This window comes from Chitinophaga sp. W2I13, from assembly GCF_050434005.1.
GTDB lineage: Bacteria > Bacteroidota > Bacteroidia > Chitinophagales > Chitinophagaceae > Chitinophaga.
Genome location: NZ_JBNPWD010000001.1, coordinates 132,242 through 144,968, shown reverse-complemented (window position 1 = coordinate 144,968; position 12,727 = coordinate 132,242). Strand labels below are relative to the sequence as shown.

Annotated in this window: 7 protein-coding genes; 4 read left to right on the top strand and 3 right to left on the bottom strand. The window is 48.9% G+C overall.

Features of this window, described 5'->3' with window-relative positions; all coding sequences use genetic code 11:
• The first annotated feature begins 180 nt into the window (after window positions 1-180).
• The 3 genes from QFZ48_RS00490 to QFZ48_RS00480 all read left to right on the top strand — a co-directional run bounded on the left by QFZ48_RS00490 (window position 181) and on the right by QFZ48_RS00480 (window position 3,997).
• A complete protein-coding gene (locus QFZ48_RS00490) occupies window positions 181-900 on the top strand; it encodes an NUDIX hydrolase (RefSeq protein WP_370911878.1) in 720 nt (239 codons plus the stop codon).
• Window positions 901-913: 13 nt separating this feature from the next.
• The gene (locus tag QFZ48_RS00485; protein ID WP_429060617.1) at window positions 914-2,962 is read left to right on the top strand and encodes an alpha-L-arabinofuranosidase C-terminal domain-containing protein; all 2,049 of its coding nucleotides are present in this window, start codon (window positions 914-916) and stop codon (window positions 2,960-2,962) included.
• Window positions 2,963-3,034: 72 nt separating this feature from the next.
• Window positions 3,035-3,997: a family 43 glycosylhydrolase gene (locus QFZ48_RS00480; RefSeq protein WP_429060615.1), complete on the top strand. Its 963-nt coding sequence runs from the start codon at window positions 3,035-3,037 to the stop codon at window positions 3,995-3,997.
• Window positions 3,998-4,025: 28 nt separating this feature from the next.
• Here the strand turns inward: QFZ48_RS00480 and QFZ48_RS00475 are convergent, their stop codons facing one another.
• Complete coding sequence (locus QFZ48_RS00475; protein ID WP_429060613.1) at window positions 4,026-6,395, bottom strand: beta-L-arabinofuranosidase domain-containing protein; 2,370 nt, start codon at window positions 6,393-6,395, stop codon at window positions 4,026-4,028.
• A 197-nt stretch (window positions 6,396-6,592) separates the two neighbouring features.
• Here QFZ48_RS00475 and QFZ48_RS00470 point away from each other — a divergent pair, with 197 nt between their 5' ends.
• A complete protein-coding gene (locus tag QFZ48_RS00470; RefSeq protein ID WP_429060611.1) occupies window positions 6,593-7,744 on the top strand; it encodes an aldose epimerase family protein in 1,152 nt (383 codons plus the stop codon).
• Between the two features lie 270 nt (window positions 7,745-8,014).
• Here the strand turns inward: QFZ48_RS00470 and QFZ48_RS00465 are convergent, their stop codons facing one another.
• Complete coding sequence (locus QFZ48_RS00465; RefSeq protein WP_429060609.1) at window positions 8,015-9,397, bottom strand: RagB/SusD family nutrient uptake outer membrane protein; 1,383 nt, start codon at window positions 9,395-9,397, stop codon at window positions 8,015-8,017.
• 111 nt (window positions 9,398-9,508) lie between these two features.
• Complete coding sequence (locus QFZ48_RS00460; RefSeq protein WP_429060607.1) at window positions 9,509-12,544, bottom strand: SusC/RagA family TonB-linked outer membrane protein; 3,036 nt, start codon at window positions 12,542-12,544, stop codon at window positions 9,509-9,511.
• Between the last annotated feature and the right edge of the window lie 183 nt (window positions 12,545-12,727).

Here is a 12,727-nt window from a genome sequence, read left to right as displayed (position 1 = left end):
TCTCGCTGATTACGCTGATTATAATGATTTTTTGATTTTATTCTTTTTGATTTTACACGATTTTTAGATAGGTTTTACCGGAACTATAGAAAAAATAAAAATCAAGAAAATCATTATAATCAGCGTAATCAGCGAGAAAGACAAAATCCGCGTTGTACTTTTACCGCCTAATTTATTGTTATGAAAAGATATTCGCAGCAGACCCGGTTATTATTCGCCGTTGATTGTATCATTTTTGGCTTCGATGGCCAGGAAATGAAACTGCTGCTGATACAAAGGGGTTTTGAGCCCTGTAAAGGGCAATGGAGCCTGGTAGGCGGTTTTATACAGGAGCACGAAAGCGCTGAAGATGCCGCCAGCAGGGTGTTAAAAAATCTCAGCGGACTGGATGGCATTTATATGGAGCAGCTCCATACCTTCAGTTCCCCTTCCCGTGATACGGTAGAACGTACTGTATCGGTGGCTTACACCGCACTGATCGATATTCAGAAATACAAACAGCAGCTGAATGAGGATTTTCACGCGGTATGGTTTCCTATTAACCACCATCCGGACCTCATCTTCGATCATAAAGCGATGGTAGACCTGGCAAAGGAGAAGCTGCGTTATAAGGCTGCATTGCACCCGCTGCTGCTTGAACTGCTTCCGGCTAAATTCACCATCCCACAACTACAACACCTGTACGAATCTGTTTATAACATCTCTTTCGATAAAGGTAATTTCAGCCGCAAGATCCTTTCTACCAAACTGCTGGTAAAGCTCGCGGACAAAGACAAGCTAAGCTCCAAGAAGGGCGCCTTTTATTACAGGATCGACCGGAAAAAGTATAACGCCAATTTCCACGCCTTCCTGAACTTTGTTCCCGATCCGCACATGCTGCAACATAACGACGGGGTATAAACGAAAAGGTAAAGTGGATAAATTATTAGTGCTCACCGGGTTTGAACAATCCGGGGCAAGAAAAAACTGGAATAATTATATGAAACCACAACGTATTATTACGGCATTATCACTGCTCATGGGCGTTTATACCACGCCGTTGGCAGCCCAGCAACCGTTGAATTTTACCGTAAAGGCCGGCGAAATAAAAACGCCGGTATCGCCCAATATGTGGGGTATCTTCTTTGAGGACATTAACCTCAGTGCTGATGGCGGTATTTATGCGGAGCTGGTAAAGAACCGGTCCTTTGAGTTCAGCACGCCGCTTATGGGCTGGAGCGTTCCAAGGAACGCGGTAGCTAGTGGGCAGATAGTGGTCGTCAACCGGCAGGAAGACCACCCATCCAATCCACGCTTTGCCAGGATAACAATGCCGGCTACACGTAGTTTTGAAATAGTGAATGAAGGTTTCCGCGGCATGGGTATTAAGAGTGGGGAACAGTACAATTTCTCTTTGTATGCCCGGCAACAGGAAGGCGCTGCGGTAAAGCTCACCGTTACCTTACTCGATGATGCGGGTAAAGAAATAGGCAGCACCACTGTATCACCTGCCGGCAGCAGCTGGCAGCAGTATAAAGCCAGTTTCACCGCTGCTGCCACCGCGTCCAAAGGCAAACTGAAAGTAACTTTCAGCGGCAATGGGGTGATAGATGTTGACATGATCTCCCTGTTCCCGCAACATACCTGGAAGGAGCGGAGCAACGGGCTTCGTACCGATCTCGTACAATTGCTGGCCGACCTGCATCCCGGCTTTCTCCGGTTCCCCGGCGGCTGCATCGTGGAAGGACGCGAGCTGGTAAACCGCTACCAGTGGAAGAAAACAGTAGGCGATGTGAATGACCGTGAACTGATCATCAACCGCTGGAACAACGAATTTCCACATCGCGCCACACCGGATTACTTCCAGTCGTTCGGACTTGGCTTCTTTGAATATTTTCAGTTGTCGGAAGACATAGGCGCCTCGCCTTTACCGATCCTCAACTGCGGCATGGCCTGTCAGTTTAACAGCGGAGAAGTGGTAGCCGTGAATGAACTGGACCCTTACATCCAGGACGCACTGGACCTGATTGAATTTGCCAATGGCGACGTAACTTCCAAATGGGGCGCGCTGCGCGCAAAAATGGGCCACCCGGCGCCGTTTAACCTGAAAATGATGGGCGTAGGCAATGAGCAGTGGGGACCGCAATACGTAGAACGTTACACTATTTTTGCAAAAGCCATTAAAAGCAAGTATCCGGATATCAAGCTGATAAACAGTCTTGGCCCTGGCCCTGACGGTGATAGATTTACTTTCCTCAACGACACGCTGCGTAAACTGAATGCAGATATCCTCGACGAGCACTATTACAGCTCTCCCGAATGGTTCCTCAGCAACGCAGCACGCTATGATTCCTACGACCGTAAAGGGCCTAAGATCTTTGCCGGCGAATATGCTGCACACAGCAAAGGAGTAGGCAACGGGGATAATAAAAACAACTGGCAGTCGGCATTGGCAGAAGCCGCCTTCATGACTGGACTGGAACGCAATACCGACGTAGTGGTAATGGCTTCCTATGCGCCGCTGCTGGCACATGTGGATGGATGGCAGTGGACGCCCGACCTTATCTGGTTTGATAACCTGCGTTCCTATGGTACCCCTAACTACTATGTGCAAAAACTGTATGCCAATAACAAAGGCACTGCAGTGGTACCCATGCTGAAAGGTAACCAGGTAATCAGCGGACAGGATAGCGTATATGCATCCACGGTAGTAGATGACGCCACGGGTGAATTGGTCATCAAACTGGTGAACACGTCCGCTACCGTTAAGCCGGTAGCAGTAGCAGTGCAGGGTGTAAAAAGCATTGCTGCCAACGGGAAGTTAACTACGCTTCGTAGCAATGATCTTCAGGGTCTTAATTCGCTGGACCGTCCCACCGGCATCTCCCCGGAAGAAAAAAATATAAACATCAAAGGAAAAACAATCCGTACGGATATTGCACCCTGGTCCTTTTACGTGATCCGTGCGAAGATAAATAAATAGCCATCTGGCAAGTATATACGGCGGCAAGAAAGTTTTTTCTGCCGCCTTTTTTTTGTTATAAAAAGAATGATCATGAAACGGGGATTAATTTGGATTCTACTTTTTTACGCATGGCATAGCCAGGCGCAGTTTGTTCATGATCCGGTAATGATCCGCCAGGATAGTACCTGGTATTTGTTTTGTACGGGAAACGGGATTACGGTGTATTCATCTCCCGATATGAAAAACTGGAACCGGCAACCACCAGTATTTACTGCGCCACCTGCCTGGACAAAGGCTGCTGTGCCAGGCTTTAAAGGGCATACATGGGCGCCGGATATCAGTTACTACAACGGATGGTATTATTTGTATTATGCAGTTTCCGCGTTTGGGAAAAATACTTCTGCCATTGGTGTGGCGGTTAACAAAACACTGGATCCGCAATCGCCCGGTTTTCAATGGATTGATAAAGGCATGGTGATACAATCTGTTCCCGGCAGGGATAACTGGAATGCCATTGATCCCAATTTTATTACGGACAGCCTGGGTACGGCATGGCTGAGTTTCGGCTCTTTCTGGGGTGGCATCAAAATGTTTAAACTGGATAGTACGGCTACACGCCCGGCTGTGCCACAGGTGTGGTACACGTTGGCCGCGCGTCACCGCGATGAAGGGATTGCGGATGCTTTACCCGGAAATGCTGCAATAGAAGCGCCTTTTATTTATAAGAAAGCGCATTACTATTATCTTTTTGTTTCGTTCGATTATTGTTGCCGCGGTGAAAAGAGTACCTACAAAATGATGGTGGGCAGATCTGCACAATTACTGGGACCTTATACTGATAAAGAAAACCGGCGAATGACCGATGGCGGCGGCTCGCTGCTATTAGCGGGAGATGCCCGTTGGCATGGCGTTGGGCATAATGCCGTAGTGGCATTTAATGGAAATGATTATCTCGTTTTTCATGGTTATGATGCCGGCGACGGGGGAAAACCAACATTGAGAGTGGAGTTATTGCAATGGGAAAACGGGTGGCCGGTAGTAAAACAGCGTTAGCGGATCCACTCCGCTAACGCCCGTTTTTTTATTCTTTCACCATTCTGCAGCCATACAGTGGGCCTGCGCTGTTATTGGCTTTTGGTACGAAACGGATATTCACGCTTTGCTTTCCTTTCGTAAGATGTTCAGGGATGGGATAAGAGATAGGATAGAACCTGCTCTCCTTGAATTTGTTGATATCTTCAGTGGCAATAGTAGTGCCGTCTACGATGATATCAAATGTACGGCCCCGGTTATCCATGCCCCAATAAGTACATTGCAGCGAATGACGGGAGTTGGGATCTACTTTCATATTAAAGGAGAAATATCCTCCGGGCCAGGCAATGCGCCATTTGCGTCCATGTTCTTCTTCGGTGCTGGTTTTTTCGCCGGTGAATTCATGATCACGTTCCGGTTGCATTTCACCCGGGCGAAGAATGTCGGTAGTACGCGCATCCAGCTCCTGCTGCGCTTTTTTAGCCGCTGCATATTTGCCCTGCTGTTCCTGCCAGCTTTGCGGCGTAAACACATCCCAGTATACGGTGTAATACTCATTACGGGTTTGGTAAAAGGGCGTAAGTGTAACGTCCATTGGTTTTGCGGTGCCGGCAGTGCGGAACACCAGTGTGCCGGGGTCGTTGCTGCGATTGATCCAGGTGCTGGGTTGCCCGTTAGGCGCTACCAGTACCGGAACGCCGCTTACCGGATCGGGTTCTTTCTCGCCGAGTATACCGGATAATAACACCGGGCCATAAAACAATGCCTGCCTGTTAGGATTGTCGGGAAGCGCCTCTGTATACACATCGGCTGGCAGGGTAAGCGTTACCTGGTCGCTGTTTTTCCAGCTCCGGGTAACCACGAAGTATCCGCTTTCATCTGTTTGCAGGGATTGCTCCGCACCATTTACTTTCAGTGTAATACCTGGTCGCGCCCATGCCGGTTTACGGATGCGAAGGGTAAATGACGTTGTTTTCTTAGTGCTAACGGTGAGGGTTATACGATTATCTGCCGGGAGGTTATTTTCCTGCTTTACTGTAATACCTTTGTCTTTCCATTCAAGTACGGAAGGAATAAACAAGTTCACAAACAGGCTGCCATCGGCGCCGCGGTAATAAATGCTTTCACCGTATTTCACATGATTCTCCATTCCGGAGCCTACGCAGCAGGTAAAGGTTTCAAACTCATCGCTGTATTCTTTGTGGCCGCCCATGCGGAGGGGAATGAAGTAGCACATCATACCGGTTTCGTGATGCTGCGATGCCAGGATATGATTGTATAATGCTTTTTCGTAGTAGTCCATGAAACGCGCCTGTGGCTCCAATGCAAACAAGTGCCTGGTGAGCTTGAGCATGTTATAGGTGTTACATGTTTCGGTGGTATTGTCTGTGAGCGATTCATTGAGCTGTCTTGCTGGTCCGAAGTACTCATAGTTGCTGTTACCGCCATTGGCATAGGAGTGATCCCTGGTTACCACTTCCCAGAAATACCTGGCAATGGCGGCATCTTTGGGATCTTTGTTCAGCTCATACCTGCGGATGCTGGCAATGGCTTTAGGGATCTGGGTATTGGAGTGCTTGCCTGGTAATATATCTTTCCCGATAGCTAGTGAATCAAGGATACGTTTATCATAAAAGCGATAGGAGAGGTCCAGGTATTTTTTATCGCCGCTCAGGGCGTAGGTATTCACCAGTGTTTCCGCCATCCCGCCGTATTCGCAGATCAGCATTTTCTGCATCTGTTCTTCCGACAGGTTTTTGATGACGTCACCGGTCCAGTCCGCGATCCCTTTGTTTACCTTCAATGCTTCCGCGTTACTACAGTAGAGCCATGCATCCAGTAACCCTGCCATAATTTTGTGTACGGTGTACCAGGGCGACCAGCCACCGTTAAGATCGAAGCCCCTGGAGCGGATATCGCCGGCAGCGACTTCAGACCATAGCTTATTATCGTTGGGGAAGGCCCCGATATAGCCATTGTGGCGGTTTTGCTGGCACAGTGCCAGCTCGCTTACCAGGTAGGCCACCCGGTTAAGATAGCCGGTATCTTTGGTGGCGGCGTATTGCATGGCGCAGGCCGACAAATAATGACCCATGGTGTGGCCTGCCAGTCCGCCGGTTTCCCAGCCGCCATATTGCTTCCCTTTTGCGGGCAATCCCGCATTGGTGCGGAAAGCCGACAGCAGGCGATCGGGATCTATTTTTAAAAGGTATCGCGCATCCGCCTGCATAGCCGTTTTAAAGGGGCCGTCCAGGAGGGTGACGTCCGTTATCGGGAACGGGTATGCTTTTATAGTGGCTGTAGGCAACACTTTCATCTTGCTTTCTTTCCACCCTGGTACATAAGATTGGGCACAGGCGCTATAGTACAGCGGAACGCTGCCGGCCAGCAACAATCCCGTAAGGAGCAGTCTTTTCATTTCATCAGAATTTAACAGGCTAAAGCTAGTTAGCCCGGTGTATACTTACTTTCCAATTATTGACAGAAAGTACACGTATTTTAATCAATCGCGTTTTAATTGTTCTTGTGACAATAAATTTTAAATAAAAATATTTGACTTTAGCCGGATTATCCCGATATTTAGTGACTCTTTTTCACTTAACATCAAAATACGTTATGGACATGAACTTTAAGGCGCTAACCGCCCTCGTGATCTCCGGTGGCACCATGCTGGCTTCCTGCAACAACAATGCTGCGAAGACGGAAGAAAGTAAGGATTCCACAGCAACGGCTGTAACAGCTGGCCCACAAAGCTTTGGCCAGGCAGATGGCCAGGAAGTTTTGCAGTATACCCTGAAGAATGCAAACGGAATGGAAGTAAAGATCCTGAATTACGGCGGTACTATCACAGATATCATTACTGCCGACAAACAAGGACAGAAAGGCAATGTGGTATTGTCTTACGACTCACTTTCAGGCTACCAGCAAAAAGGCCAGCCTTATTTCGGCGCACTGGTAGGCCGTTATGCCAACCGTATTGCCAATGCTAAGTTTACACTGGATGGCAAGGAATACAAACTCGCCACTAATAATAACGGCAACACGCTTCACGGCGGACTGAAAGGATTTGATAAGGTAGTATGGGCAGCCACTCCTGCCGGTGACAGCAGCCTGCAACTGGTATATAACAGCAAAGACGGAGAAGAAGGATATCCCGGTAACCTCCAGGCTACGGTGGTATACACGCTTACACCGGACAACGCCCTGCAGATCACCTACAAGGCAACCACCGATAAAGCGACCCCGGTAAACCTTACCAACCACGCTTACTTTAATCTTTCTGCGGGAAAAGACAGCACCATCCTCGGACATGAGTTGTCGCTGAAGGCAAGCCGTTATACCCCGGTAAATGATAAGCTGATTCCTACCGGCAAACTGGACCCGGTAAAAGGTACCCCAATGGATTTTACCACTGCCAAAAAGATCGGTGCTGATATCGGCAAAGTAAAAGGCGGATATGATCATAACTGGGTACTGGACAAACAGGAAGGGGTGCTGGAAACCATTGCCACCCTGTACGACCCAACCAGCGGCCGTTATATGGAAGTAGCTACCACCCAACCCGGTATTCAGTTCTATACCGGCAACTTCCTGGATGGCACGCTCACGAATACACGTAACGGGCAGAAGTATGTGCAGAACGCGGCGCTTTGCCTGGAAACACAACACTTCCCCGATTCTCCTAATCAACCTTCTTTCCCGAACGTAATCCTGAAACCGGGTGAAACGTTTTCACAAACAACGGTGTATAAGTTTTCGGTGAAGTAAGGGGAGGACCGCCTTCGGCGGTTTTTAAATTGTCTTGGAGCAGGATTACACTGATTTTGCTGATTATAAGGATTTGATCTTTTGGATTTTATAAATGATTTCGGGGAGATGTAAGCGAGTATATCCGCTTATATCTCCCCGAAGTCTTTTAAATATTCGCTTCTATCTTCCTTAATCTTATAAAAATCCAAAAGATCAAATCCTTATAATCAGCAAAATCAGCGTAATCCTGCTCCAAGACAATTTCCACCGCCGAAGGCGGTTCCTGCGCTAATAATTCGGATTCTGCACCAGTGTGCCTTTACTTCTGTCGATTTCCTGTTGCGGCATCGGGAAGAAATAGTTTTTAGGCTTCGTGAAAATACGTGGGGCTCCCCCTCGTGTAATCACGGTACCATCATACGCCAGCTTTGGTTTCTTGTACAACGCCACAATGTCTACGAGGTTGGCTTTATCCCAGCGCAGAAGGTCCTGGTGGCGTTCATTTTCCCCGCATAGTTCCACCCTGCGTTCATGCATCAGTGCTGCCATGCCGGCATTGGTAACTGCCGGTAAACTGGCGGAAGCGCGTTTACGAACGGCATTGAGTTCCGAGTCGCCGGCGCCCGGGCCGTTTAAACGGATCTTTGCTTCTGCCACCAGCAGGTAAATATCCGCGGCGCGCATCAGCGGTGTTTTGAGGGAGTAGTCGAGTCCGCCGGAAGGTTTCCAGCTACAGAACTTTTTATAGTGATAACCGCTCCAGGAAGCCGATGCTTCATAAGTGGCAATACCGGTACCGATGTTTACTTTATCACCGGGTTGCATGATGCAGATATTCTTGCGGGGATCGCCTGCTTCAAATTCATCTACCAGTCCTTTGGTAGGGTAGAAGAAGCTCCATCCGTTCCAGTTGCGTGGAGCATGATAGGTGATGAAATCGGAGTAGCCGTTTCCGTCTACTGTTTGAACGGCGAGCAGCATTTCTGAATTGTTGCCGGTGGCTACACTGAAGTTATCGGCATAGTTTGTTGCCAGTTTATAGTTAGTATTGCTAACTACTTTGCTACCATATTCGATGGCTTTGTCCAGTTTCGACCAGTTCATATACAGTTTACATAACAGTCCCCAGGCGGTACCTTTGCTTACGCGGCCTTTATTGGCGTCGTCGTAGGTTTCAGGAAGCTGGTCGGCGGCGGCCAGGAGATCGCTTTCTATCTGGGCCCGCAGTTCATCGGCCGTTACTTTTGGTTTGTTATAGAAAGATTTGAGCACATCATCTTCTGTGATGATAGGGGCTTCGCCATAGATCAGCAGCAGGCGCCAGTAGGCGAATGCGCGGAAGAAGTGTGCTTCACCGAGACAACGGTTCTTGATGTCCGGATCAATGTCTGTAATTTTAGGAACATAGATCAGCACGTTGTTGGAGCGGTTAATCGTTTCATATTTCCATCTCCATCCTACCCGTACGCTGTAGGTGGAAGCATCGTAGGTGAAGTCTTCTATCACGGCGTCATAATCATGGTCGCCGCCGCGTACCTGGTCGTCTGAGCAGTTATCGAATACAAACTCATTAAAGCCGGTATAATCTTCTTCCAGTAAAACATTATAGATACCGGTTACCCCGTCAAGGGCATCGCTTTGGTTGCGCCAGTAGTTGCCGGTGCTGTACACTCCTTTGGGAGATACATCGAGTACGCTTTTACAGCCGGCAAAGAGTAATGCCGTGAGTACTAATATATATTTTGATCCGTTGCATGGTAGTTAATTTAAGGTTGCCGTGAATTAAAAGTTGAGGGTAGCGCCAAAAGTAAAGGTCCTGGCCTGCGGATAGGCGGCTACGTCTACTCCTCTCTGCCTGTTGCCATCGCCGGTACCGTAGTTATAACCCAGCTGGGGGGTTAAACCGGAGTAGTTGGTGAGGATAAACAGGTTTTGCGCGGCCACGTATACATGGATATCTGAAATGCCGCTGCGGCCCCATACTTTGGAAGGAATGGTATATCCCAGCGATGCGTTTTTCAGGGAGAAGTAATCGCCGTTTTCCACAAAGCGGTCGGAGGTGCGGTTATTCTGATTGGCATTGCCCAGGGTCATCCTTGGTACGGAATTGCTGGTGCCGGCGCCATGCCAGCGGTTCAGGGCATCTGCATACAGGTTATATGGATAGTTGGGATCCATGCCCTGCATTTTATCGGCGTTGTAAAGTTTTACGCCACTCACACCCGCAAAGGAAAGGCTCAGGTCAAACCCTTTGTAACCCGCGCTGGCCTGGATGCCGTATACCATTTTAGGATTGGGGCTGCCCAGGTTTACACGGTCTTTATCATTTACGATATTGTCACCGTTGGTATCGAGGAAACGCACATCACCCGGTTTGATATTGGCTTTGTTGGGATCTTTGCTGATGTTGGGATCGTTGTTGATCTCATCAGCGGTCTGGTAGATTCCACCTGTTTTCCAGCCATAATAAGAGGCCAGTGGCTGACCTACATAGGTGCGGGAAATTTCCTGTCCCTGCCGGCCATAGGGAGTGGAACCGATATAAGAAGAAGGGTCGTATAGTTTGGTTACTTCATTTTTAATAAAAGAAGCGTTGGCGCTTACATTGTAATGGAACTTGTCGTTGCCGCCCTGGTAGCCTACTTCCACTTCCCAGCCTTTGTTGCTCAGCTGGCCGAGGTTACGGTCGGGGATGGCAGAAGTGCCGTGGAGGTCCATTTCAGGAGCGGGTACCAGCATGTCTTTGGTGTTTTTGTTGAACCAGGTGATGGTGGTATTGAGTTTATCGTGGAAGAAGCCGGCTTCCAGGCTGATGTTGGTCATTTCGGCCTTTTCCCAGGTGATATCAGGGTTGGCGAGCCTTGAGTTCCATACGCCGGTGTAGGCTGTTTCGCCGAAGTTATAGCGGCGGTCTTTATCAATCTGCGCGAGGTACTGGAATTCAGTAACGTTTTGATTACCCAGCTGTCCCCAGCCGCCTGTGATTTTCAGGTTGCTCACGACTTTTACGTTGTCTTTGAAGAAGGTTTCATCTGAAATACGCCAGCCTGCGGAGAAAGCGGGGAAGTAGCCCCAGCGTTGATCCGGTGAGAACCTGGACGAGCCATCTGCACGGAAGGTAACGGTGAGCAGGTATTTATCCTTAAAGCCATAGAAGCCCCTGATAAACCCGGATGCGATAGCGTTGGCATTAAAGTAATTGCCTTTTGCATCGTGAATATCGTTGCCGTTACTCAGTACCAGTTGGTCTTTCGATTCATCATTAAAGCCCCATCTTTCCGCCTGGTTCCAGGAGCCGTTATAGGTTTGCTGGGAGTAACCGCCGGTAACGGTGAGGTGATGTACGTTTGCCAGCACTTTATTGTAGGTAAGGAAAATTTCGCTCAGCTGGTTGTTATAGCTTTCGCTGCGATTGAAAAGTTCTGCATGATCGCGTGCCCTGGTTTGATCCAGTACTTTAGGCGCGAAGTTGAACTGGTTCATCAGGCTGCCGTCAAAGCCATAGTTGGCGCGCAGGGTGAGGCCATCCATGATTTCCAGTTCAGCGTATACGCTGGCCAGCATGCGATAGTTTTTGGTCCAGGTGTCGGTGGTTTCCGCGGTGTATACGGGGTTGTTGATATCACCGAGTTCATTGCTGGCTTTGGAAGTGCCCCAGCTGCCATCGGGGTTGTGAACGGGGATGGCGGGGTTAAAGCGCAGGGCGCTGAAAATAAGACCTGTCTGGGAAGAGTAGGTATCCGGGCCGCTGTTTTGTTTATAGGTGAGCTGCAGATTTTCACCTACTTTCAAACGCTTACCCAGCTTGTGTTCTGAGTTAATGCGCACCGAGTATCTTTTGAAATAGGAATTGGTGATGATACCATTTTCGTTATAATAACCGGCACTGAGCATATAATTGGAGGTGTTGTTGCCGCCGCGCAGGCTCACATCTGCATTGGTAATATCACCGGAGCCGAACAATGCTTTTTGCCAGTCGGTGCGTTGAGTGGCGTAGTAAGGATCCTGCCAGATGGGCTCTATTGCCACGCCATCGTTGGTATAGCGTTCCTGTTTCAGTTTTACCAGGTCGGGTGCGGTGAGCAGCGGGATATAGCGGATGGTATTGGTAACGCCGCGATAGAAGTTGACCGATGCTTTCAGTTTTTCTCCATAGTTTCCTCTTTTGGTGGTAATGATCACCACGCCGTTGGCGGCGCGGGTACCATATATTGCGGAGGAAGACGCATCTTTAAGTATTTCCATGGAGGCGATGTCGTTAGGGTTTACATCTGCGAGTCCGCCTGCCGGTACGCCATCTATAATGATCAATGGGTCGGCATTATTGATGGTGCCTGTACCGCGGATACGGATGGCAGGCGTGCTGCCGGGGGCAGCATCCGACCGTACAATATCCACGCCTGTTACGCGGCCCTGGATGGCTTGCGCGGCGTCTGATACAGGAAGGTTTTTGATGTCGGCTCCTTTAACGGAAGCGATGGTACCGGTAACGTCGCGGCGACTTTGCACACCGTAACCTACTACCACTACTTCGCCTAATCCCTTGGTGGCTGCGGCCAGTGATACGTTGATAACGGTTTGTTCACCGATGGTAACCGTTTGTGGTTCGTAGCCGATAAACGAGAACAAAACCGATTTAGCACCCGGCGGTAGAGAAAGGGTGTAGTTCCCTTTTGCATCAGTACTGGCGCCGCTGGCGGTGCCGGTTATGATTACGTTTACACCAGGCAGACCTGCACCGTCTGCCGCGCCGGTAACTTTTCCGGTAAGGGTCTTTTGAGCAAATACTGCGCTGGTGGCAGCGCATAGAAAGACCATCAGAAAGCATAATTTTCCAGTGAATGAGTACCTCATAATTAATGAATAAGACGTGAACTTGAATAGAAACGTGAATGGAACAGATATACGGCCTGTCTCTCGTGTTGTCGTTTAGTTTTTTGGTTGTTATAAAATAAAAGTTGCTAAATCGTTATTGCACATTTGCCCGCTGGAGGCAGTTTT

What these genes read in the sequence shown, in the direction of transcription:
- QFZ48_RS00480 (WP_429060615.1), top strand. Translation starts at nt 3,035, where the DNA reads ATGAAACGGGGATTAATTTGGATTCTACTTTTTTACGCATGGCATAGC.
- QFZ48_RS00460 (WP_429060607.1), bottom strand. Translation starts at nt 12,544, where the DNA reads ATGGTCTTTCTATGCGCTGCCACCAGCGCAGTATTTGCTCAAAAGACC.
- QFZ48_RS00490 (WP_370911878.1), top strand. Translation starts at nt 181, where the DNA reads ATGAAAAGATATTCGCAGCAGACCCGGTTATTATTCGCCGTTGATTGT.
- QFZ48_RS00475 (WP_429060613.1), bottom strand. Translation starts at nt 6,395, where the DNA reads ATGAAAAGACTGCTCCTTACGGGATTGTTGCTGGCCGGCAGCGTTCCG.
- QFZ48_RS00470 (WP_429060611.1), top strand. Translation starts at nt 6,593, where the DNA reads ATGGACATGAACTTTAAGGCGCTAACCGCCCTCGTGATCTCCGGTGGC.